The following is a 23,986-nucleotide window of genomic DNA, read 5'->3' on the forward strand; positions in this document are numbered from 1 at the left end:
TATTGATTCACATTTCAACGAATCTCGGCCATCAGTTGGTGGGATTCTCGTGGGCATTTTCGCGTCGTCATTTCCGGTGGTGCTTCAGAACGAATTCTCGAAAGTGAAATTTTGTGGTTGCTTTGCGCCTGTGCTAGTAGGCGCCAAACGAATTTGTATCGACGCTATCTTCGCGATACTGTGCTTTGATTTCCAACACTTTTGAAAAGTCGGATAGGAAAGCTGTCACACATTGCGGATCAAAATGTTGCCCACTTCCTTCTTTTAAAAAAGCCACCGCTCGTTCGATATCCCAAGCGGGTTTGTAGGGGCGCTCAGATGTTAAGGCGTCGAAAACATCCGCCACCGCCACGATGCGTGCGGATAAAGGAATAGCCTCACCTACCAGACCTTTGGGGTAACCACTGCCGTCAAATTTTTCATGATGAGAAAGTGCGATCTCCGCGCCCATTTGCAAAGTTTTAGACGCACTTCCAGAAAGTATTTGATGACCTAAACTTGCATGGTTCTTCATGATAGAAAATTCATCGACCGTGAGTTTTCCGGGTTTCAGCAAGATATGATCGGGAATGCCGACCTTGCCAATGTCATGCATAGGTGCAGCTTCTAAAATCATTTCTTGAACGGATTCAGGCAAATTAAGTTTGCTGGCGATCAAACGGGAATAATTTGCCATCCTTACTATATGCGCACCAGTTTCTGGATCACGTGAGTCGGCCGCTTTGCATAAACGCAAAATCGTTTCCCTTTCGCGCTCTCGAATTTCTAAGGTTGCTTTCTGTACTTCTGCATCTAACCAAGACGCGCGGTTTTCCAAATAGCGCTGGTTTCGTCGTAACGCCAACATGTTTTTGGAACGGGCAAGGAATTCGATTTTATCGACAGGCTTGATTAAAAAATCATTAGCACCTGCCTCTAAAGCTTCATAGCGAAGTGCGACTTCATCATTCGCGGTGATCATGAGTACCGGAATGTCGGCGCAATGTTCTAGACTACGAAATCGCCGGATAAATTCGATGCCATTCATCTCTGGCATCATATAGTCAACGAGGATCAGATCAGGGACATGTTCTTTACACCAGGCCAGTGCAGATTCTGGTACCAGAAAACTGAGTGAAGTACAGTCATCAAGTTTGTCGAGCAAACGACAAAGTAATGTCAGGTTAATTTGCGAGTCATCGATGACCAGAACTTTCATTTCCATTGAACCGCTCCGCTGTCTATACGTGCACGTGAAATCAAGGCTGACAATTTACTTTAATACTCCAAGGAAAATGATAGCCTAATTAAGACGCTATGGACGCTGATCTAAAAGGAATTAAGAATTTTTATCAATTTGTGTCTTTTCCGCTTCACAGAAAAACCGAGAAGGGAAGTTTGACCGTATCAATGCGGCATGCTGCCAGCGAATTGATGAAAAGTTGTCTGATTTACTCGCCGTGATAGTGAGTGCTCTTAGGCATCGGGCACAACGGCGGACCTCTATTTTTGCTTGTTTATTTTGTAACGTGCATGCAAGCTGATTGCACCGCAAACGACACCCAACATCAAAATGGTCGTGTTGGAATTAGCTTGATCTTTGATGAGGAAGAAATTACTCACGCCAATCAAACATAAAACTGCTGCCCATGCCAAAAAACTGTAACGACGCAGAACATACTGAGATGGCGGGTTTGTTCTCCACATGAGTCCCAAACTAAGGAGTGGCAATAACAGTAGTGTCCCGGCACCGAGTTTGGCAGCCATCGTCTGATCAGTCACGATTGCACCGAACAAGGGTACGCAGGCCAACCCCGCCAGCATAGATAGAATTAAAAAAACAATACTTAAAAACAATTTTTCGCGCAGCATGATATTGATCGCAGATAAATCGCCTGAGACCAGGCAAGCGCAGCATCGTAGCAAAAAAATCTCCAATTCAGGGAAATTATTCTTGCGGTTTTTGGCGGGCGTGAATCAAAATGGCTCAAAAGTGATCTCGGCACGTTTAAGCTGATCAACGATCAATTTTTTCCACGGCCCTGAAGGTGACCATACTTTGCTCACCGCTTCATACGCAAACTCGGGTTTTTCGCGGGCGATGATGCTACGGTAGAGAAAAGTCATACTGGAAGCGCGCATGTTTACCTGACAATGCACTAATACTTTCTTGCCTTCCAAGCGCTTCATCGCTTCGAAAAATGCCTCAACATCGACTTGGGTAGGATTGCCAAACGGGATCGGAATATGGATAAATTCTAAGCCCTGCGCGCGGACTATTTCTGCTTCTCCAGCGACTGCATCCGAGACCGTCGTCGGTGCTAAATAGATGACTGCGGAAAAATTCTGAAGCGCTAGCCGCTCGAGAGATTTTGCGCTAGGCTGCCCAGAAGTGACTAAGAAAGGCGAAATTTTCACGACGTTCGGTGCCTGTATTGTTTCATCAATAGCATGGCTGACTTGGAAAGTCGTGCAAGTGCTAAGGGCAGCAATCACGCAGAATAGTCGACGTGAGTAAGAAAATTGGTAGCGCATAATTACCCCTAAAAATCACAAAAACTCAATTAGTTTCAAGCCGAGATGCAACTGGAGATGAGAATAGACTCTGACTTCTAAGTGGCATTTTATCAGCACACCATACGTCGTATCGGCGGTCGTTACAGCATGGGCACACTGGTATCCTAGCGCGAAAAAGTCGGATCTTCTGCTAATTCCCTACGGTTTTATTGGTTTTGGCTGTATCACTTTTTTTCGCGAACCAATAGGCGCAAGCGAACAGCACTAATTCTAAGGCGTAGAACAATTGGGCTAGCCCAAAACCAAATTGGTAGCTATCCCAGAGGAGAGAAACCAACATGACAGCCCCTGCCATCATTAACGATTGTTGAATGTTTTTACCATGGAACAGATCCCACAGAATCCACATAACCACCAGAACCCATAGCATGTTGGTGCTTAATATCCATGGATTGTCGAAACCGATATTGTCAAATTCGAGACTGTCGAGATACACCGCAATGAGTGTCGCCATGCAGGAAAAAATTAAAGCGAGTCCGGCTTTTTGAGTGTTGCTTAACAAAATGAGTTCCAGTCTTCAGTGTGGAGGCAGGCTCGATCCGGCGGAAGATCTCTCGTAGGATAAAGCAAGCTATGAGTATCGTATTTCTTAATTTTGATGGCGCCAACCTTGATTGATTCCAATTGACTCGTGTGTCAAAAAAACAGGTGTGACATGCAGCCTCACCTGAATCCGATCTTTAATTATCGTTTGCGTTTTCTACTTTATTCAATCGACGCTTACGTCGTTTCGAGCGAAGTAGCGCCGCGGTACCAGCACGATAGGGGTCCACATGAAATGGAAAACGCTGTTGCGCCATAAACCCTTCTGGCATGTAGTCGCCAATTACGCCATAGTGTTTTGGAAAGCCGGTTTGTCCTTTGATGGCGGTTCCAAATACATGGTCCAGAAACGCGAAGTGCGCCGCATAATTTTTATCCACCGCGATCTCGTCGGATGAATGATGCCAGTGATGAAAATCCGGCGTCACGATCAAATACTTTAGTGGACCCCAGTTCAGATGCACATTCGCGTGATTAAACACCGCCTGAAATCCGACGACAATGATGTACACATCCATCACCGATTTTTCAAAACCCAGTACGTACAAGCTGCCCAAAACCAACACGCGAGTCGCGATTAATTCGAGTATGTGCATGCGCGAACCTGCCAACCAATCCATCGTTTTCGTGCTGTGATGGACGGCGTGAAAACGCCACAAAAACGGTACCTCGTGATAGGCGCGGTGGGTCCAGTATTGCGCCAGATCCGCGATCAATATGCACAATAAAAGTTGCGGCATGAACGGAATCGCTTGTACCAATTCCTGTGCGGCGGGAATCGCTATCCAACCGAAGATTTTGTGAATTAAGAAATTGACAGTCAATAAGGCTAGGCCAATGATGAAATGATTGACGGCAAAGTGCACTAGATCAGTCTGCCATTCTTTGCGAAAAATTGGTTGTCCGCGATATAGCGGGAAGATTTTTTCGAACGCGACAAAGATCAAAGTCGAACCCAACAAATCCAGAATAAACCAATCAAGACCGATGTAAGGCGTGTGATCTGGAAAATCGTCGACTGGTACATGCGAACCGCCCAGCAGCACGCTAGCAAGTACTAATAAGCCAGCAACCAGATTAATGCTGATCGCACGTTTGAGAATGAGATTGACCAAGCTGATCGAGCCGGATAAGACCAGCGCAGCAAACATCACATGCCGGATCAGATCGGGCGAATATTTTTGCCGCAATTCTGGCGTCGTTAAATATTGCGGATAGTGAAAAGCCAGAACGCCAAGAAAGCACAAAATCGCGAGACTCAACGCCCACACGCCGCTGACGATGCCATAGCCTTTTTTGAGCTCACCATCTGTCGTCATGAGTCTGGCTGTATCTTTTGCCGCGCTGGCTAATACAGTGACTGGCTTCGCCAATTTTTCCTGCAGCTGTTTTTCTTGCATACTTCCCTCGCTGATGTTCAAGCATCCGATGTAGGTTTAAGCTATTCGCTTAAACGGATTGTGCGATCATGTTGCCTGTTTGATTTGTTCTAATCGCAAGGGAGGCAAATTAACATATTGTTAAAGTTGGTGCAATTATGTCGAGACATTTTGAGTGTAATTGATATCGTGCGCCGATGAACGATGCAGTTCAATTAATTCCAGTGAATGCCGTCCGGGAGTCGCCAAGTACTAAATTCAAAATGCAGAACACGTCGACTATCTGGCAGCTTACTTTTGCTAGATGCGTGCAGTAAATGAGGGCGCATAATTAAAGCAGCATCCCGCTTTGTTTCGCAAAAATGCGGCGTACTTTGCGCGACGATTTCATGTATTTGTTCGGCATTCAAGACGCCGAGTTGATGACTGCCAGTGATCACTTGCAAACAGGCATTATCTTTCGATGCCGCATCTAAGTGCACACGGATGGTCACCATATTTTCCAAGACGGTGAATGGCGGCTGCACATGAATGATCTCTTCCTTCACGCTCCACGCCCGCCATTCAGGATCTTCAAATCGCGCAGATACCGAAACAGTTTTATCTTGATGCCAGCTCACGTACCAATTTGATTCTGCCGACTTATTAAATAGAATAGCTCTGACCAAGGCTGCGTTGGGAGGCAAAAATGCCTCTGACTTTTGTTGAAATTCTACGCTATGCAGGTAGGCTTCCACAGTCTTCAATTTTTTATCGATGTTCCTAATCCCGCCACCGCGAGACATTTCTATTGATTGCGCCATTTCCTCCAAGATGGCTTGGCGCCAAGCAGTAGAAATAAAATCGTCAACAATGTGAAAACCGGTCTCAAGAAATTGCATATTGGTGGTGGATCGAATGAGATAAGTTGAGCTTCGGAAAATAGGTAGCAACGATTCTTAATTTTTCTTGCGCCACCATGTCACTAAGCCAAAAGTCGTTATCGCGATGCCACCCAATAATCCTATCCATAGCCAAGTCAAATCTGGCCAATCTTTATTTTCAGTCATTTGATCGAAAAGTGCGATGGCGCTGATTAGTATGAGGAGTGGACCGAGAATCAGAGGCGGAAGTTTTTCCCAAGGGAGTAACCACATAAATTTCCTTGATAGTTTTGAATTGCTTGATTAAGTTACGTTATGATTTTGCTCAATGCGTGGAATAGTGCGATCGCCTCATTGAGCTGTCCTTGATACCCAGCGTAAATAAAAAATTTATCTAAGCGCAGTCCCATTCGGGTTTCTCGCCTCTTCATCTCTACGCGTTGAGTAATATTGTTTCTTATGCTCAAGTTCGTAAAACAGAATCCCGTGTATCCCCATCGCTTCTCTTTTTGGAATACGACGTTTCCACATCCGATTGAAAATATCATTCAACTCATTGCCTTGCTGACGGGCCATGACTTCATCTATAAATGCGACATCTTCATTTCCTGGAAAAATCGCTGAAAATTCTTCCTCAGTCGCTGCATAAATATCATATACAGCGTTGTCGGCACCATCGATTATTTGAATGTTTTTCATGAGCCTTGCGCCTACAATGAAGTATGAAATAAGTTTGAAATTGAAACTAATTAATCCGAATTCAATAAACATCACGTCGATAAAGTCCATGATCGCGCAAGCGTTCTAACTCTGCCTCGCCCAAAATTTCACGGAGAGCGAGGTCGACGCCGCCTGCCATTCCTGCCAAACTGCCGCAGACGTAAATTGCTGCGCCTTGTGCGATCCAGTTGCGTAGTTCGTCCGCTTGTTCACGTAGTTTGTCTTGCACATAAAATTTTTGTTCTTGATCACGCGAGAAGGCGAGATCGAGTTTGTTGAGGATACCGCTGGCTTGCCATTGTGCTATGTCATGCTGACAGAAAAAATCATGAGCCCGTTCACGTTCGCCAAAGATTAACCAGTTGCGTTTGACACCTTTTTCTGCACGCTGTTTTAAGTGCGCACGTAAGCCAGCGATGCCAGTGCCATTGCCGATTAGTATCATCGGTACATCTTCTGCCGGTGGATGAAAACTGCGATTCACACGCAGGCGTAAATCGATCGTGTCGCCAATATTCGCGAAGTGGGTGAGCCAGCCAGATCCAAGACCTAAACTTCCATCAGCTTGTGCCATCTGACGCACGAGGAGCTCAACTGCGCCGTCGGAAGGAATCGAGGCGATCGAATATTCGCGATGCGGCAGTGGCTTATTGATATCGGGACGACGTGGCAGAATTTCGGCGATGTCACCGGCTTGCCATTGCTCGCCCAAGTTCTTATTTGTTCTTAAATTTGCTACTAAAGGCGTCAGGCGCAATTGATAAACCGCCCCGCCGTGGCTACTTGGATTTAGCAAATGACGTTCGCTGAGTATCCAACTTTCATATTCGGCTTGGTGCCAATCTGCCAGGTCAGTATGCCCACTGAGCATGCCCAGATGGTGTTGCCAGTGGCGTAAAGCGCCATCGTCGCCATTGTCTACCTCGACCAAATCAAACAAGCTGTGCGCGCCTTGTTGGCGTAGCCAATGATCAAGTTGATGTCCGAAGGCGCAGAAGGCTTGGTAGTGGCGATCACCGAGTGCAAGAACGGCGTAATGCAGATGCGATAGTGGGAGTGTTTGATGTAGCAGGTTGCGGGTGAACTTGGCCGCACTATCTGGGGCATCGCCTTCACCTGTGGTGCTTGCTATAAACAAGATTTTCTTCGCCTGCTGCAAGACTTCAGGTGTGATCGTTTGAATGTTGATCAGACGTGCGGACATACTGCCTTCTTGCAAACTGGTGAGGGTTTGCATGGCCAATTGTTCGGCGTAGCCGGTTTGACTTGCATAGACAATCAGTACCTCGTCCGCAGCGACCGAGCCAAACGGTATTGTTGGCAAATAACTTGCGTGATGTGCTTGCATGTGGCGCTGCTGTATCCAGTTATAAAATAGGATATAGCTAAGCAGTACACTAACGGCACTACCTATCCGCACTTGCTGCAAACTGAGTGCTCCTTGGATATAGTCGACGAATGGCGTCAGCATCATTAGCAATGTGATTCCCACTGAACTCGCTAAACCGAGCGCGAGGAGGCGGGGCGCTTTTGCAGAATTTCCTGCAGAATTATTCTCTACATTCTTTGCAGCGCCCTCTTCAGAAATTGCAATAGGCGGTGTTGGAGAGTGTTTGTCTGTATTAATCAAGATGTTCATCCGTCATCGCTATGAAAGCGGGACTCAGATGCTCCACAAAGCCATCGGGTTTGCGTTCGATAAAGCGCGCCGCAGCATGCAGTCGCTTGGCGTAAGCCATGCCTTTTTTGACACCAAGCACGCTCATCGCCGTGGCGAGCGCATCGGCAATCATGCACTCGGAATGCATCACCGTGACCGAGGCCAGATCGTGATCCACTGGGTAGCCAGTGCGCGGATCGATCGTATGTGAATAGCGTTTGCCTTCGTGCATGAAATACCGATTGTAATCACCGGATGTCGCAACCGCTAAACCATGTAAGGCGACAATATACGAGGTAGAAAAATCTTGGATAGGTAATTGTTCTAAAGTCGAATCTGGTACGACTTCTAGTTCTACCCACCACGGTTGTCCATCGGGTTTGCAACCCAGGCCACGCAGTTCGCCACCGACTTCGACCAGATAACTCGTGATACCAATTTGTTGCAAGTAGCGTGCGACTTGATCCACGCCAAAACCTTTGGCGGTAGAACACAGATCTAGCTCTACGTCGCCGATTTGCAGAGCACTACTATCCGCAGGATTTAAACGGATTTGCTGCCAATTGGTACGCAGGCGTGCTTGCAGAATCTCGACTGCATCGGGCGCTTGTGTCAATTTTCCAGCCGGGCCAAACCCCCATAAATTCGCCAAATGACCGATGCTGGGATCGAAAGCGCCACGGGTTTGCTCGGCGACAAAGACGCTGTGCTGTAAGACTTTAAAAAATTCTGGAGGCAAAACTTGCCAACTATTTGCTGGGGCACGATTGAACTGAGTGAGGTCAGAATCCGCTTCCCACGGGCTCATCTGCGCTACGACCTGATCGAGTTGCGCTTGGATACCGACTCGTAATTCTTCGACTTGACTCACTGGGTCATGTTCAGCCGCTGGAAGATAGCACTGTACTTGCCAGCTGGTGCCCATGCTGAAACCCTGCAAATTTACATAGTGGGTGTCGCTATCGGGCACACGCGGCTGACTCATATTGAGCGGGATCAACACTTGACGTGCAGAGGTGGATAAATTTTCAGGAGTAGATGAAGAAGGCACGGTCACAATAATTAGATGAAACGCTTACAGGCGTGAGCAATACGAGGTCTGGCGTGGATCTGATTGCTGGCAATTCGGCATGATGGAGGGAACCGCCAGCGTTTAGTTTTGTTGAGAGTCTTGCTTTGTTTATTGCGGCAATACTTCTAAAGTCGCAATGTAACTGGCACGTCGCTCTTTGGCTGCGGGTACGGCAGTTTTATTGTCGCTCGTACGCGCTTGCAACCAATACATGCCCGCACCTTGCCAGGTGATCTTAATTTTTCCATCAGCATCGCTGGTATAGAATTGCTCGCCCAGTTTTTGGCGATAACGTGCGCCGCCTGCAATCACAGTGACTTTGACGCCAGCTGCGGGTTGTCCATCTAGTAGCAAACGGAAACTAGCGGCCTCACCATCCACGATGTCGTTCGGATGCGTGATTGCTTGTAGCTCTAAACCTTTACCGCTCGGTTTTAAGGCGGTGTTGTTGGGGCTACCGTTGGTAACGAAAGTTTCGATGCGGCTTTGATTTTGGAAGACCTGTAATTCTTCCGCGTTCGTTGGTACTTCTTTGGCGAAGGCTTCAGCATTTCCACGCCAGCGTTTTGGTGCACCGTTTTCTTTGTAGTTAGCAATCAGCATGTCATTGACGATGCTGACCTTATACGTGCCTTGAAGACTAGCGCGCAAGTCGAAACTATTGCGTAATTTACCCAGTGCGATACTTTCTGGCTTCACGATGCTGCCGTCGGCGGCCGTGATCGTCAGGTTATCGATACTCAGGGTATTGTGATCGAAGTAAAACAGGTTTTCACCCACGGCGGCGTCAAAGGTAATTAAAGGCGCGGTGCCAGAATTGAGTGTCATCGCGGGCAAAATAAACGGCCGGTCTGCCTGGGCAGAAATTGGGGCTAACAAAGCGGCGCTGATTGCGCAGGTGAGGGCTAGGCGTTTCATCGTAGATTCCTTGAAAGTGTGATTGGCTGAGACTATTTTTTGACTTGAACGCTGACTTTGCCCAGCTCATGGCTACCTTGCACGCTCATCACTGCTTGCTCTTTACCATTCCAGATAAATGGCAGCTTCACAACTTCACGACCACCGCCTTCACGTGCAGCTTCGACGATCAGGTTGTATTCGCCCGATGGCAATTTTGCCAGAGCATTGCTGTCGCCCGCAAAACTTAGACTGTGTTCGCCGACGATACGGGTTGCAGCACTGACGCCGTCAACCGGCAAACTTAAATCACGACCACTACGACGCCACCATTGACGTAAATCTTTCAACCACTTGGTACCTTCGTTATTGCGTTTTTTGACGTCGTACCAAACTTGCAGATTGGCTGCTAAGGTCTGATCTGGGCGCTCGATCCACAAGGCCACATAGGGCTTGTGATACTCGGCAACATCAAGCTTAGGAACTTCAAGCTTCACGACTAATTCAGCAGCCATTGCTGATGAGCCTAGCAAAGTGGAGATGGCGAAGGGGATGATTTTCTGCATGTTATACCTCGTCGGTGGGAACACTATGGATAGAAATTAATGTATGAATAAGATGGCTAATAAAACTGGTGCGACCAAGCCCAGCGTGACTAGGGGCCAAGTCAACACGCGATTATTCGCATGCATCTTTAATAAAAATAAACCAGTGATACAAAATATTAGACAAGCTAACGCAAAAATGTCGATGAACCAAGACCAAGCCTTGCCCGTATTTCTGCCTTTATGTAAATCGTTCAAATACGCGATCATGCCGCGTTCGGTCTTTTCGTATTCGAGCGCGCCAGTATCCATCTCAATTCTCAACCAGGCATCGCCACCGGGGCGGGGCAGGGCAACATAGATTTCTTCTGGTGACCACTCGGCCGCTTTTGCTTGGACATCAATCTTCAGATTTTGTTCTAACCATGTTTGCATTTCTTGCGGCAAGCTCTGGTCGGCGGTTTTTTTGCTGCGGTGAGGAATTTCCTGCACCAGTTTCGCCAATAGATTCGCCGGTATTGTTCCCGTTTTTTTGCTCACTACCGGATGCGCTTCGATATCGCCCGCATGATTTAACGTAAAGCCTGTGATCGCAAATAAGATCATCCCGATTAAGCAGAGAGCAGAACTGATCCAATGCCAGTTATGCAGATGACGTAGCCAAAAAGCGCGTTGTTGTTGGGCGGGTTTGCTCACAATGAAAATTTCTAAAAAATGTTAGTGCGGTTTAAATTGAATTCCGCTTAATCCGTCATTTCAGCTGGTTCAGCTTAGTTCGTCGTTTGCCAAAAAATGGCGTAGTTTCCTATCAGACTGCATTATAAGGCTTTCGCGTTTGTGAAAAATGGACGCACTGTCGGTAACTTGTATCAATTTGTTTAAAGAGGATAGCAATTGATTGTAAAGGCCAAGCGATTGGTAGCCTATTTAAGTCTCGCTCCACATCCGCAACAGATTGTGATAATGCCCTGTTAAGCCTAATACCTCTGGACTATCGCCGACTTGTCCACGTAAGCTCTGTATGTGCTGATCTAGTTCAAACAGCATGCTGCGTTGTTGATCATTTCGTATCATGCTTTGCGTCCAAAAAAAGGAACAAACCCGTGTGCCACGCGTGACGGGCCTCACTTGATGTAAGCTGCTGGCAGGATAAAGTATCAAATCACCAGCCGGCAGCTTCACCGTATGCGTGCCATAGGTATCCACGACTTCCAGCTCGCCACCGTCGTATTCTTCCGGATCAGTTAAAAACAAAGTGGAAGACAAATCAGTGCGTAGCCTGTAGTCAGCGTTCAGCACTTCACGCACTGCGCCATCGACATGTAAGCCATAATGTTCGCCACCAGCATAGGCATTGAACAGCGGCGGTACAATGCGCAGGGGTAAGGCCGCAGCGAAAAACAAGGAATGTTTTTTCACCGCATTGAGTACCAATTGCCCCAGTTTAATCGACAGCGGCGAATGCTCTGGCAACTGCCGATTTTGCTTTACCTGAGCGCCTTGTGCTCCCACGGTTTCTTTACCGTCGATCCAATTGCTGGCGTCGAGTTTTTGGCGCAGCGCGAGCACTTCAGTGTGACTGAGGACTTGTGGGATATGCAGCATCATAGGGATTTCCTTAGTACTTTAGCTTAGTACTTAAGGTTGAGACCTAAACTAAGCGAACGCGGCGTACCCGGCGTGTAGCGGTAACCACTCTTATTGAATGCCGCCACATAAGTTCTGTCCGCCAGATTGTATAAGTTGAGTTGCAGATCAAGTTGGCGATTAATCGCATAACTTGCCATCGCATCAAACACCCAATAGGCTTGTGTCCTGGCCGGTGTTCCTAATGCGCTATCGGTGCTACGTAATAGCGCATCAACGAAGCGTGCACCGCCTCCAAGTTTAAGACCAAATGGCAATTGGTAGGAAGTCCACGCCGTAAAACTTTGTTTCGGTGCATACGCCAAATTATTGATGCCACTGGCGGCGACTAAGGGACCGCTAGCAACCTTGGTATGCATGTAGGCGTAGCCAGCGCTGATTAACCAATCTCTTTGCAAGGCACCGGTGACACCCACTTCTAATCCACTGACCTCCTTTTTTCCAGTTTGGTAGTACAACAAATCGGCGGGATTTTGTACGACTTCGTTGGAAATCTCGGTCCTGTAGAGCGCCGCCGTCAAGCTAACTTTTTGTGCGAGTAACTCCCACTTGGTACCGATCTCAATATTGCGGGTATCTTGCGGATCAAACTTGGGATTGGCAGCGCTATTGGCCGCGCTGCTCAGTGCAAAATTACTACCTCCCGGAGGCTGTTTTGAGGTCGATATTGCAGCATACACGCTGCTCTCTTTGGTGGGCTTATATACCGTACCTAACTTCCAATTCAGTAGATTACCGCTACTGTTCAGATTACTTGGTATTAGTGTGCCGACGGGCAGTGTGGGATTGCTGCTGGCAGTTGAAAAACTGGCGGCGCTGTAATCAGTCGCGTAATGATCTAGTCGCACGCCTGCATTTAACAAAATATCTGGCGTCAATGAAATGGTGTCAAATGCGTAAGCGCTCAGTGTGCTGGTGGCGCCGCGAGTGAATGCACCATTTCTGATCAATTGCAGGTTGCTGACTTGGTCGTCGGGGTTAGGTTGGTAAAGTTTTGCTGGTGCCAGAGTTCCGGTGCCGTTATAGCCCCAGGTATTTTGTTTTTCATTGATCAATTCCAATCCGCCCAGCAAGTCATGCTTGATGCCAGCCACGGTGAGTTGTGCGAGGATGTTGGTCTGATTCGTCAGAATTTCATTTGCTTGATCTTTCAAGGTGCGGGTGCTGCGTGCCAGCGTCCAGCTATTTGTCGCGTTTGCGTCTGGCGTTAGCAGATTTGTCGCATTACCCATGAAGGCGGTCAGCAAATAGTTTTGTGCCGTTTTGCCATAACGCGTCGTGTTAATCAAACGGACTTGTGGTGATAGTCGATGTTCTATTTTTGCGGTTAACATGTCAGCCGTGACTCGATCGAAGTCGTGTGCCGAACCATAAAAATTGGTTGAATTGACTGGCGTCGCGTTGCTTAGAAATGGGCGCTTCAGATCGGGACTGCTGTATCCAGGCAAGCCGATAGTTGGCACGCCACCATCGGGAATATTATCTTGTTGTACGTGTAGATAATTGAGATAGAAGTGCGTGTTTTGATTCAGCCCGAGTGCGAAAGAGGGCGCAATTGCCCAGCGTTTGTTGTGGACGATATCACGGCCGGCGACACCGCTGTCTTGCGCCATGATGTTGAGGCGGAAGGTCGCGCCATTGTTTTTGTCCAGCACGACATTTTTATCAGCATTCAGACGTTGTTGTTTGGCACTGCCGAGTGTCAGGTTCATGAAAGTCGCATCATCGAGATGCGCTTGCTTACTGCTCAAATTAATCGATCCAGTGGCAGAACTACGGCCGCTATCTGTACCCGCAGAGCCCTTCAATACATCGATTTGTTCGATATTAAAAAGATCGCGTGAAATTGATCCGAGATCGCGTATGCCATCGACATAGATACTGCTGGAACTATCGACGCCGCGCATGTAGATCGCATCACCTGTATTGGTGCTACCGTTTTCACCTAAGAAGAAGGTGCCCACACCTGGCGTATTGCGTAAAGCCTCACTCAGATTGACTGCCGCTTGTTGTTCAATCAATTCACGCTTAATCACGGTAATAGTTTGTGGCATGTCGATTAATGGCTGCGAGTATTTTGCCGATGCCGCTTTGTTGGATTTGAATTCATTGTCGGTGCTGCTGACGACCTGAATTTCTTGTAACTGCTGGGCTGCTTGAGTTTGCAGAGTTTGCTGTTGTTGCGTGGCAGGCGTTTTTTTATCGGTCGTTGGTTGTGACGTTTGAGGGCTTGCCTGTGTTGCAAACGGCAATATCAAACTAGCGAGTGCGGCACTCAACGGCAAAGTAGGTTTGAGGGTTGGTGCCGTTTTATGGGCCGCAAAGTCGTGCTTGGTGCTTTTGATAAAGTTGTCGCGCATACAAATTCCTGAAAAGTCGCTGTAGATGAACGGGGTTGAATGACTGTTGTCCACAATTATAGACAGCTTCCCTCTAAATGTAAACGAGAATTATTCTCATTTGCATTTGTCGGTGAGCTATCTGATTTAAGTGATTCGGTTCTGATTTGGAATCTCTCGTATGTGCATATGTGCGTCAATAAGCGCGGCAGGGACTTCTGGCGTCGCCGAGAAACAAGCAAAATAGCGGGCGGGATCGGGTTAGCAAGGACTTTCTAAACGCTGCGATTTCGCATAAGCTGACTTCTTTGTGAATCCTTCAATGACGAGGTGCGGATGAATTCAAAATTATTCTTGTGGGAGGCAGATGCGCCTGATGAGCGTGACCATGCTTTCCAGGCCCCGGCGCTGGATTTACCCGCGCAAGTCGATTTGCGGCCACATTGTCCGCCTGTGTTTGATCAGGGAGCACGGATCGGTAGTTGTACTGCGAACGCCGTATGTAATGCATTTCGATTTAATTTGATGCGGCAAGCTAGAGAGCGTGCGATGGCGATGCCTACTTATCATCCATCGCGTCTATTTTTGCACTACAACGCGCGGGCAATCGCTGGGACGCAGGACCAAAATAAAGGCGCGCAAATTCGCGATGCGATGAAGAGCGTTGCGAAGCACGGAATTTGCCGTGAAAGTCGTTGGCCCTATCGTACCTATCGCTATGCCAGTCAACCACCGCAGCCAGCGTATGAGCAAGCTTTGTCCTATCAGAGCATTGCCTATCAACGCTTACGACATGAACTCGAAGAACTTAAAATTTGTCTGGCGCAGGGCTATCCTATCGTGTGTGGCTTGACTGTCTTTAGTGCGTTTGATAGTGCGCAAATGACTAGCCGTGGCGTACTAAATTTGCCGAAAAAGGAAGAGGAAAAAGTCGGTGGACATGCAGTATTGCTCGTTGGTTACAAAGAAATGAGTCAGCGCTTTATTGTGATGAATTCTTGGGGTAAAACGTGGGGTCAGAAAGGCTATTTTACGATGCCTTACGATTATGTTTTAAATCCCAAACTGGCGCGTGATTTTTGGACTTTGCGCGCGGTTGAGTGGGGATAAATTTGGGGCAAAACATAGGGAATAAATTGAGTAAAAAATGAATAGAAATGAATAAAAATGAATAAAAATGAGTAAAAAATAGAGTAAAAAATAGAGAGGGAAATATGTCAGATCGTTTATCGGAAATAGGGCAAATTGCTATCACCGTGAGTGATATCGATACCGCCTTGCCGTTCTATCGCGATGTCTTGGGTTTGCAATTTCTATTCAGTCCCGCACCAACATTAGCGTTTTTGGCTGCCGGTAGGATACGCATTATGCTTAGCACGCCACAAGGTGCTGGAGTTGTTGGCGTAAATTCGGTGTTGTATTTTAAAGTCAGCGATATCGAAGACACATTTGCGGGCGTTCTCACCCGCGGCGCTTCGCCAGAACGCGCTCCGCAGCTCGCTGCAAAAATGCCAGACCACGATCTGTGGATAGGATTCGTGCGTGATCCCGATGGAAATTTAGTGGGAATGATGGAAGAAAAAAAGTGCAGTAAATAATGAAATTTACTGCACTTAGTGTCACTTAAATTGTGTGTGATTGTTAGCGCTGTCGTTGCAATACTCGTTGCGACTTCTACTGAGACTATTTTTGCGCCTGAAGCTCTTTCGCTACTTTTTCGACATCCGCCATCACGCGCAATAAATTGCCGCTCCACATTTTGCCGATCTGCGCTTCAGTATAGCCACGGCGGACTAATTCCAAAGTCACGTTGAAAGTTTCTCCCGCGTGATTCCATCCATCGATGCCGCCACCACCATCGAAATCGGAAGAAATGCCGACATGGTCAATCCCGATTTTTTTGACTGCGTAATCAATGTGATCGACCAAATCTTTGACTGTTGCGCGGGTCGGTGGTGGAAACTTGGCATCCACTTCGCTCAGGCGTTTTAACAAAGTGGCGCGTTGTTCTTCGCTAACCCCACCAACGGGGCCGCGGCGTACACCTTGTACTGAGACGTTGTCTGGCAATTTGAATTCATCACGCAAGGCTTTCAAGGCAACACGGCGTTCTGCGGAATCCGTTTTTAAGTAAGCATTAAAGCCAACAATCTGAATCACACCGTTGTTGGCCTTCAGTGCCAGCAATTGCTCATCATCCATGTTGCGGCTGACATCGCACAAAGCGCGCACTGAAGAATGGGAGGCGATGATCGGTGCTTTTGTAATCGCCAGCGTTTGCATCATCGATTCTTTGGAAGGATGCGACACATCGACCATGATGCCCCATTTATTCATCTCGGCAATGACCTGCTTGCCTAGTGGTGATAAACCATTCCATTTCCAGCCGATTGCTTCGCCCGTATTTGAATCGGATAATTGGCTATGCCCTTGATGTGCCAAAGACATATAACGCGCACCGCGTTCGTAGAATTGCTTCACGCGTTTTAAAGCGAATTTTTCGTCGCCTAATGGGTAGGCATTTTCGACGCCGATCAAGGCGACTTTTTTACCTTTTGCATAGATGCGGCGCACATCATCAGCACTGCGTGCAAATTCGATTTGTGTCGGTGCTAACACCGTCGTCATCCGGTGTATGCCTTCAAACAAATTGATGGCACTATCGTAAGCGCGTTTGTAGCCTGCTGGTTCGAAGGCATCCGCCTCGGTCGATTGACCGGTGTACACGATGAAAAAAGATGCGTCCAAGCCGCCAGCGATCATTTTCGGCAAGGTGACTTGGTTCTCTAAGTCTTGAGCATAATTGCGCGAAAATCCAAAATTATTGATGTCGATATCATTATGCGTATCTAAAGTGAGTACACGTTTGTGTATGCCTTTGGCTTTGCTTACTAAAGCTTCTTCTGCTGAGGAAGTCTTGGCAGGTGGCTGAGCGTAGCTGTCAGAACTTATGGCAGCACTTATGGCAGAAGTTACGAACAGGGCACTGATCACGAGTGCGATGGGTAATTTGCGGTGTGTCACTTGTCTCATGTTGTTCCTAGTGGGTGGTCTACTGATCGGGGAATGGATAGTGGAAAATAGATGTTGGTCTTATGAATAATTTAAAAAATTTGTGCCAGGGTAGTGTGTTCCCTTGTACCCTAGACTCGCTCAGTCGCAGAAGGTTCCCGTCGAATTCAGTCTATTAGACTCCATTCACAGTGCATTTATAGCTCATCAATAACTCATCTATCGTTAGGCAGTGGTTTCAGTGCTCACCAGATCCCAATTGTTTTCATCATCATAATTACACATCCAGTTAACCGCCTGATGCCACTCTCGCACCATGGCTGTATCGATATTTCCAGGACTGGGTTTGTCATTGAGCGTGGCGTGTCTCACTGCCCAATGTAGGCGATACAGCAAGTCTGACCAATCCATGATGTCGACTTTGCGCCGGAGCTTGATCTCTGCAGTCAATGGCAGCGCGCGATCGGATGGTGTGAAGTACTGCAATATCTTGTCCGTTGCCACTGGCTTGGGGCTCAAATCTATCTTGTCGAGCAAGCCTGCGCACCAGGCGAGAAAGTGAAATGCATGCTGACGATCGTGAAAGCTTTGCTGCAAAACGTCACTGACAGTTTCTTGCGTCAGGAAAGTGCGCTCGTTTGCGGATAACAGGGATGTGAGATTGTGCGCTTGCAGATAAGTGTACATCGCGCCGCGTTCGCCACTCATTGCTGACTGACTAACCGCCCACAGGGCGATTAAGCGCCCCTCGACTTCTGAGGATGTTCGTAGCCTCACTTCGTCATTCGCTTCGATCACGTGCAGTTGCACATTTATGCGTATGCCGCGTTTATGTAGTTGGAGTTCTGAAGCTTCTTTGCGGAGTTCTGGTGTCATGGGAGTGCTGTGTAATGATGAAAGCTTGGTGCGGCAGGCTCGATTATGACACCCTCAACCCGATGCTCCAAGATAGATCGGCGTGATAGACTATCAGCTTCACTTTATTCTAAGTTAATCACAACAATGAACGTCGTTATTCTTGCTGCCGGCATGGGCAAACGCATGCAATCTGATCTCCCTAAAGTACTGCATCCCATCGCAGGTAAAGCGATGTTGCAGCATGTGATTGCCACTGCGCGTCAATTGAATGCTGTGGAAGCTGCAAAAATTTGTGTGATTTACGGTCATGGTGGTGAGCAAGTGCCAAGCGCTGTTGCTGCCGAAGATATTTGTTTTGCTAAGCAGGAGCCACAATTGGGCACCGGTCATGCGGTGGCGCAGGCGATTCCGTATTTGGATGATGCAGTGCCAACTTTGATTCTTTATGGCGATGTTCCGCTGACACGCACGAGCAGTTTGCAGCGCTTGGTCGAGGCTGCTGGTAGCGAAAAATTGGCGATTTTGACGGCGCAGATGACAGACCCAACCGGCTTGGGGCGCATCATTCGTGAGCAAGGAAAAATCCGCCGCATCGTTGAACAGAAAGATGCGAATGACGATGAACGCGCGATTCAAGAAATTAACACCGGCATCATGGTGGCACCAACCGCAGCCTTGAAACGCTGGTTGAGCAAATTATCGAATCAAAATGCACAAGGCGAATACTATCTGACCGATATCGTCGCCGGTGCGGTCGCTGATGGCGTGGAAGTCACCTCGGCGCAACCGGATGCAATCTGGGAAACCATGGGCGTCAATAGCAAAGTGCAACTGGCAGAATTAGAACGTTTGCATCAGCAACATATCGCTCTACGCTTGTTGGAGCAGGGCGTGACTCTGCTGGATCCAGCGAGAATTGATGTGCGCGGTAATTTGCTTTGCGGACGCGATGTGACGATTGATATTGGTTGTGTGTTCGAGGGGCGGGTGGAACTCGCTGATGGCGTCAAAATTGGCGCTAACTGTGTGATCAAAAATGCCCGTATTGGTGCCGGTTCAGATATCAAACCCTTTTGCCATATCGAAGACGCGGTGGTTGGTGCCAAAGGCCAGATTGGACCTTATGCACGCTTGCGTCCGGGCGCTGAGTTAGCGGAAGACGTGCATATTGGGAATTTTGTTGAGATCAAAAATAGTCAGATCGCTGCACACAGCAAAGCCAATCATCTGGCTTACATCGGCGATGCCACGATAGGCAGTCGAGTAAATATTGGCGCCGGTACCATTACGTGTAACTACGACGGCGTGAACAAATTCCGCACCGTGATTGAAGATGATGCCTTTATTGGCAGCGACAGCCAATTGATTGCGCCAGTACGAGTCGGCAGAGGGGCAACATTAGGTGCGGGAACGACCTTGTCGAAAGATGCTCCAGAAGGAAAATTAACCGTATCGCGTGCAAAACAATTGACGATAGAAGGCTGGCAGCGTCCGCAAAAGATTAAAAAGTGAATTGGGGAAAATGGACGATGTGTCGATGAGCAGACGAATGTAATACCTGCTCCAGATACAAAACAGGGGGAAGAATTTCCCCCTAGACAGACGCCTTTTATGTGTTCTTGATTGCTGGGTAGGATTTTCATCCAAATGCAACAAGTAATACAAATAAGGCGTCCATTTCTTTACTGCTCACTAGCGATCCAACGCTGGTTTCTACTCAGCCAGTGATTTACTGCGTTTTTGCAACCAACTTCTCGTGCAACTTTAAACGACTTCTAACAAACATACTGCTTTCACTACTCAAACATAAATCTGACTACTTCTGTGGTATCGCTTACTAAATTGCTCGCGCCACTTTTTTACTAATATTGCTAATTCATACGACTAAATACAAGTGCTCAAAAGTGCTACAAATTAGTTTGTAGAACTATCGATCAAGTAAGTAGAGAATGCAGCGACTACAGCGATCATTGTTACTACCAGTTGGATTTCTACGAATGCGTTCAACATGATTGTTCCTTTATAAGTGATTAAATTTATCGTTTCTTTGCATTTGATTTAAATGCATCGTTGCGACAGGAAGAATCATAGCAAGGCGATAAATATAAATATAATTTTGATTAGTAATGTCACCCATTCATAAAACGTATATCTTGTCATCGTCAAGAAATAATTATTGATTTTGGACATGAATTTCAGATAAATGTCGCCTAAATGCGACGATAAATTACATAAAAAACCATTTATGATGGTCTAAATGCAATTTAATTCAGCCCTTTATAAGCCAGCCTTATCGCTGAAACTGATTTGATTGTGTTCTGCACAGATTTTTTTATGTTCTCTTTGATTCATCCTAAGCAATATGCTGCCGTGGTAATTGCGTGCACCTATGATTGTTCTGAAGACTAGATTGTCGCTTGAGTGACATGCTCGAGATTCGTTTGTTCGTTCAAGCCTAATAAGACCAATAAGACCAATTTTTCTTGAGTGATGAAAAATTGGTAAATGATTTATACGATTAATAAAATAGTGATTGAGCTCGTCCGTGTGTAACGCATGGTCATGCGGCGACCTCCTCAGCCTCATTTAGTTCAGATCAGAAGTAGAAATAAATTGTTCATTTTTTTAAGAACCGGGTGAACTTCCCGCCTCAATTTTTCTCCAAATCTACATATGTACGTTGCTTGATGCAAGAAACTATCGAAGACTGTTAAGCCATAGTCAAGGCATAATCGTTCTCACTTTCGCACATAAAAACAAAACAATTTCGCCAGTGCAATTCTGTTTTTGCTGGCGTAGGGACAATATGAATGCATCGAATATCAATTCAACGGCAGTACATTCCTTACTGCAACGCGTCGTCTTGTTACGTGTGGGAGAAGGGCGCGCTCTGATTTGGGCTGCGGCTTATTTTTTCTTTCTCCTATTGAGTTTCTATTTCCTGCGGCCGGTGCGGGAAGCAATGGGAATTGCCAAAGGTGTCGATAAATTGCCATGGCTGATGACCGCAACGATGTTGGCGATGTTGGTCGCTAATCCTGTCTATGCGATGTTGGTGTCGAAGTTGGCACGGCGACGTTTTATTCCCATCGTCAGTCATTTTTTTGCCGCTAATTTGTTGATCTTCGTGTTCTTGTTCAAGTTCTTGCCGGAACATGGTGGCACTGTTTTAGGCTATGTTTTTTATGTCTGGTTAAGCGTATTTAATCTGTTTGTGGTCTCGATTTTTTGGAGCCTGATGACAGACGTCTTCAATGAAGATCAGGGTAAACGCTTATTTGGCATGATCTCTATGGGCGGCACCTTGGGAGCGATAGTCGGTGCCGCAACGACGGAAGCTTTGAGTCGGGGTAGCTGGGGAATTAAGCTAGAGCCCGCCGGACTGATGCTGCTAGCCTGCGTGGGGTTAGAGTTGGCCGTGATGTGTATGTTAAGAGTAGCGGCAAATTTCAATTTGTCTGCCAGCGAACAGACAGTGAAAGAACCTGGCCCCGATTTTCGGCAAGGTTTTCGTTTGATTCTGGGATCTTCTTATTTGCAGATGATCTGCTTGTTTATTCTCTTGTTTGCGGTGACTTCGACCTTTCTCTATTTGATGCAAGCAGATATTGTTGCGCGCAGCTTTACGGATAATGCTGCCCGCACCGCTGCATTTGCGCGCATGGATTTATGGGGTAATGTGTTGACGCTAAGTTTGCAATTATTTGTGACGAGCCGTTTATTGCGTGGCTTGGGTGTGTCGGGTGTTTTATTGATTTTGCCTTTGGTGACGATCACGGGTTTTGGTGCATTGTTGATCTGGCCGGGTTTTGCCGCGCTGGCGATTGTGCAAGTACTCAGGCGCGGTTTGCATTACGCAGTGGATCGCCCAGCCCGCGAAATTTTATATATCAATCTGGGACCAGATGAACGTTATAAATCTAAAGCCTTCATCGATACCTTTGTATACCGCGGTGGCGATATGCTGGGCGTATGGATTCCCAGCCTGTTGGCATGGCTGGCAATTCCTTTGGGAATAGTTGCGTTATCAACAGCAACTGTGTGGTTGTGGGTCAGTGCCGCTTTAGGGCGGAGTTTACAAAGAAGATCATCAGAATGATCGTAGAGTATTTCCGGTGGAGATTTAAATTTTCAGGAGCTAATGATGTCTAATTCACGTCGTCAATTTATTCAAATGAGTGCTGCTGCAGGTGCAGTCGCGAGCGTCACAGGCTTAGCTGGTGCAGCAAGCCTGGGGAATGCGTCGGCCCCTTTATCTGCGGCACAGCCAGCGAGCGCGCCTAAGCGCATTCTGGTACTCGGGGGAACAGGATTTTTGGGCCCTGCGATTGTTGCTGCGGCAAGTGCACGGGGTCATACATTGACTTTATTTAATCGCGGTAAGACCCGTCCCGGCTTATTCCCGAATATCGAAAAACGCCAAGGTGATCGTGATCCCAACAAAGGGGAAGGCATCAAATCGTTAGAGAATGGTGAGTGGGATGCTGTGATTGATGACTCGGGTTATTACCCTCGCATGGTTGCCGCCTCTGCACAATTGCTGGCGCCACGCGTCAAGCAATACATCTATATCTCGAGTATCAGCTGCTACAAAGAGCCCGTGCCTATGCATGGGGATGAAGACACGCCATTGGCGGTCTTGTCAAATCCTGCCATCGAAGAGATGGGTAAGAATTTCGAAAACTACGGTGGACTCAAAGCCGCTTGCGAAAAAGCTGCTGAGCAAGCGATGCCGGGCAAGACGACGATAGTACGTCCTGGCTATATTGTTGGGCCGGATGATCCAAGTGGTCGCTTCACGTACTGGCCAGTGCGTTTCGATCAGGGCGGTGAAATTGCCGTACCTGGTGTGCCTACCGATCCTTTCCAAATTATCGATGTGCGTGATTTGGCAGAATGGTTAGTCTTGATGGTGGAAAATCAAACCGTAGGTAAATTTAATGCACTAGGTCCAGAGAAAACCATGCCGTGGGGACGTGTCATTGAGGCCTGTAAAAAAGCGACGAAAACAGCCAGCACCTTGACCTGGATACCGAGTGAATTCATGGCGAAGCAGACAGACATGGAATTCCCAATTTGGTCACCTTATTATGGCGATAGCAAGGGCTTTCACACGTTTAGCAATGCACGCGCAGTTAAGACTGGGATGCGTTTCCGCCCGGTTGAGCAAACTGTTAACGACACGCTCGCTTGGTATAAGACGCAGCTGACGGAAGAAAAAGGACGAACAAAACTTGCTTTCAGTGCCGAGCAAGAAGCGACAATTTTGAAGCGTTGGAAAGACACCAAAGCTTAAGTCAGTATTATCCAGTTTGTAGAATGAAAAAAACAGCGTAGATCAAGCAAGATCTGCGCTGTTTTTTATTGAGCCTTATGCGAGCACCACTTGGGTTTCAAATTTACTGCGTGAAATCGAAAAGAAACTGCGCACATTACGCACATTGGATTGCGTCGCAAATAAGCGATGCGCCAGTGCATGGTAGGCCGCCATATCCGCCACTTGGATGATCACCACAAAGTCCGGTCCCGGTGATACCCGGTAGCATTGTTGAACGGCGATTTCTTTCAACATCAATTGCTCAAATGCGATTTGATGTTCAGTGGCCTGATGATCAAGCGTGATTTCAACAATTGCTGTCAAACCAGCACCGACTTTTTCTGGCGATAAAATTGCAACCTGTTTCGCGATCACGCCTTCCTTTCTTAGACGATGCACACGACGCAGGCAAGTAGGCGGCGAGGCGTGGACGCGCTGTGCCAGTTCTTGATTGCTGAGGGAGGCATCCAGTTGCAGGGTTTGCAGTATGCGTTTATCGAGTTCGTCTAAGGCCGTCATGAGATCTTGAATTAGATTGAATAAAAATTCCAAAAATTTAAAGGAAGTGAAATTTTTCA

The 23,986-nt window shown here is 47.3% G+C and carries 23 protein-coding genes; 5 read left to right on the plus strand and 18 right to left on the minus strand.

Going from position 1 to position 23,986, the window contains the following annotated elements; genetic code table 11:
• Nucleotides 1–133 precede the first annotated feature (133 nt).
• From ACO0KW_RS12800 to ACO0KW_RS12870, 15 genes are all read right to left on the minus strand, one after another.
• Complete coding sequence (locus tag ACO0KW_RS12800) at nt 134–1,204, minus strand: HD domain-containing phosphohydrolase (RefSeq protein WP_423053499.1); 1,071 nt, start codon at nt 1,202–1,204, stop codon at nt 134–136.
• A 278-nt stretch (nt 1,205–1,482) separates the two neighbouring features.
• On the minus strand, nt 1,483–1,905 hold the full coding sequence (locus ACO0KW_RS12805; protein ID WP_423053501.1) for a hypothetical protein: 423 nt from the start codon (nt 1,903–1,905) through the stop codon (nt 1,483–1,485).
• Between the two features lie 51 nt (nt 1,906–1,956).
• Nucleotides 1,957–2,514 carry a protein tyrosine phosphatase family protein gene (locus tag ACO0KW_RS12810; protein ID WP_423053502.1) on the minus strand — a complete coding sequence of 186 codons (558 nt, stop codon included), beginning with the start codon at nt 2,512–2,514 and terminating at the stop codon, nt 1,957–1,959.
• 172 nt (nt 2,515–2,686) lie between these two features.
• On the minus strand, nt 2,687–3,058 hold the full coding sequence (locus ACO0KW_RS12815) for a hypothetical protein (protein WP_423053503.1): 372 nt from the start codon (nt 3,056–3,058) through the stop codon (nt 2,687–2,689).
• A 178-nt stretch (nt 3,059–3,236) separates the two neighbouring features.
• Nucleotides 3,237–4,499, minus strand: a complete 1,263-nt coding sequence (locus ACO0KW_RS12820; protein WP_423053504.1) for a sterol desaturase family protein — start codon at nt 4,497–4,499, stop codon at nt 3,237–3,239.
• Between the two features lie 194 nt (nt 4,500–4,693).
• On the minus strand, nt 4,694–5,359 hold the full coding sequence (locus ACO0KW_RS12825; protein WP_423053506.1) for a phytanoyl-CoA dioxygenase family protein: 666 nt from the start codon (nt 5,357–5,359) through the stop codon (nt 4,694–4,696).
• Nucleotides 5,360–5,416: 57 nt separating this feature from the next.
• The gene (locus tag ACO0KW_RS12830) at nt 5,417–5,614 is read right to left on the minus strand and encodes a hypothetical protein (protein ID WP_423053508.1); all 198 of its coding nucleotides are present in this window, start codon (nt 5,612–5,614) and stop codon (nt 5,417–5,419) included.
• 117 nt (nt 5,615–5,731) lie between these two features.
• Nucleotides 5,732–6,040, minus strand: coding sequence for a hypothetical protein (locus tag ACO0KW_RS12835; RefSeq protein WP_423053510.1), 309 nt, complete (start codon nt 6,038–6,040; stop codon nt 5,732–5,734).
• 61 nt (nt 6,041–6,101) lie between these two features.
• Nucleotides 6,102–7,532 (minus strand): sulfite reductase subunit alpha, encoded by a 1,431-nt coding sequence (locus tag ACO0KW_RS12840; RefSeq protein WP_423054662.1) that lies wholly within the window; start codon nt 7,530–7,532, stop codon nt 6,102–6,104.
• A 151-nt stretch (nt 7,533–7,683) separates the two neighbouring features.
• Nucleotides 7,684–8,772 (minus strand): FAD:protein FMN transferase, encoded by a 1,089-nt coding sequence (locus ACO0KW_RS12845; RefSeq protein ID WP_423053511.1) that lies wholly within the window; start codon nt 8,770–8,772, stop codon nt 7,684–7,686.
• Nucleotides 8,773–8,901: 129 nt separating this feature from the next.
• Nucleotides 8,902–9,711 (minus strand): DUF4198 domain-containing protein, encoded by an 810-nt coding sequence (locus tag ACO0KW_RS12850; RefSeq protein WP_423053513.1) that lies wholly within the window; start codon nt 9,709–9,711, stop codon nt 8,902–8,904.
• 32 nt (nt 9,712–9,743) lie between these two features.
• Nucleotides 9,744–10,256: a DUF2271 domain-containing protein gene (locus ACO0KW_RS12855; RefSeq protein WP_423053515.1), complete on the minus strand. Its 513-nt coding sequence runs from the start codon at nt 10,254–10,256 to the stop codon at nt 9,744–9,746.
• A gap of 36 nt (nt 10,257–10,292) precedes the next feature.
• Nucleotides 10,293–10,940 (minus strand): PepSY-associated TM helix domain-containing protein, encoded by a 648-nt coding sequence (locus ACO0KW_RS12860; RefSeq protein WP_423054663.1) that lies wholly within the window; start codon nt 10,938–10,940, stop codon nt 10,293–10,295.
• Between the two features lie 222 nt (nt 10,941–11,162).
• Nucleotides 11,163–11,843 (minus strand): Fe2+-dependent dioxygenase, encoded by a 681-nt coding sequence (locus ACO0KW_RS12865; RefSeq protein WP_423053517.1) that lies wholly within the window; start codon nt 11,841–11,843, stop codon nt 11,163–11,165.
• 23 nt (nt 11,844–11,866) lie between these two features.
• On the minus strand, nt 11,867–14,242 hold the full coding sequence (locus tag ACO0KW_RS12870; RefSeq protein WP_423053518.1) for a catecholate siderophore receptor Fiu: 2,376 nt from the start codon (nt 14,240–14,242) through the stop codon (nt 11,867–11,869).
• 315 nt (nt 14,243–14,557) lie between these two features.
• On the opposite strand from ACO0KW_RS12870, the gene ACO0KW_RS12875 reads away from it, so the two are divergent.
• Nucleotides 14,558–15,331, plus strand: a complete 774-nt coding sequence (locus ACO0KW_RS12875; protein WP_423053520.1) for a C1 family peptidase — start codon at nt 14,558–14,560, stop codon at nt 15,329–15,331.
• Nucleotides 15,332–15,435: 104 nt separating this feature from the next.
• Nucleotides 15,436–15,819 carry a VOC family protein gene (locus ACO0KW_RS12880; protein ID WP_423053522.1) on the plus strand — a complete coding sequence of 128 codons (384 nt, stop codon included), beginning with the start codon at nt 15,436–15,438 and terminating at the stop codon, nt 15,817–15,819.
• A gap of 85 nt (nt 15,820–15,904) precedes the next feature.
• Here the strand turns inward: ACO0KW_RS12880 and ACO0KW_RS12885 are convergent, their stop codons facing one another.
• Nucleotides 15,905–17,254, minus strand: coding sequence for a dipeptidase (locus ACO0KW_RS12885; RefSeq protein ID WP_423053523.1), 1,350 nt, complete (start codon nt 17,252–17,254; stop codon nt 15,905–15,907).
• A 204-nt stretch (nt 17,255–17,458) separates the two neighbouring features.
• Nucleotides 17,459–18,109, minus strand: coding sequence for a DUF4272 domain-containing protein (locus ACO0KW_RS12890; protein ID WP_423053525.1), 651 nt, complete (start codon nt 18,107–18,109; stop codon nt 17,459–17,461).
• 126 nt (nt 18,110–18,235) lie between these two features.
• Here ACO0KW_RS12890 and glmU point away from each other — a divergent pair, with 126 nt between their 5' ends.
• The 3 genes from glmU to ACO0KW_RS12905 all read left to right on the plus strand — a co-directional run bounded on the left by glmU (nt 18,236) and on the right by ACO0KW_RS12905 (nt 23,387).
• On the plus strand, nt 18,236–19,603 hold the full coding sequence (gene glmU, locus ACO0KW_RS12895) for a bifunctional UDP-N-acetylglucosamine diphosphorylase/glucosamine-1-phosphate N-acetyltransferase GlmU (protein WP_423053527.1): 1,368 nt from the start codon (nt 18,236–18,238) through the stop codon (nt 19,601–19,603).
• 1,294 nt (nt 19,604–20,897) lie between these two features.
• Complete coding sequence (locus ACO0KW_RS12900) at nt 20,898–22,190, plus strand: NTP/NDP exchange transporter (RefSeq protein ID WP_423053529.1); 1,293 nt, start codon at nt 20,898–20,900, stop codon at nt 22,188–22,190.
• 45 nt (nt 22,191–22,235) lie between these two features.
• Entirely contained in the window at nt 22,236–23,387 is a 1,152-nt protein-coding gene (locus ACO0KW_RS12905; protein WP_423053531.1) for an NAD-dependent epimerase/dehydratase family protein, read from the plus strand.
• Nucleotides 23,388–23,462: 75 nt separating this feature from the next.
• Here the strand turns inward: ACO0KW_RS12905 and ACO0KW_RS12910 are convergent, their stop codons facing one another.
• A complete protein-coding gene (locus ACO0KW_RS12910) occupies nt 23,463–23,927 on the minus strand; it encodes an Lrp/AsnC family transcriptional regulator (RefSeq protein WP_423053533.1) in 465 nt (154 codons plus the stop codon).
• Between the last annotated feature and the right edge of the window lie 59 nt (nt 23,928–23,986).

Source organism: Undibacterium sp. Ji22W, from assembly GCF_049340305.1.
Taxonomy (GTDB): Bacteria; Pseudomonadota; Gammaproteobacteria; order Burkholderiales; family Burkholderiaceae_D; genus Undibacterium.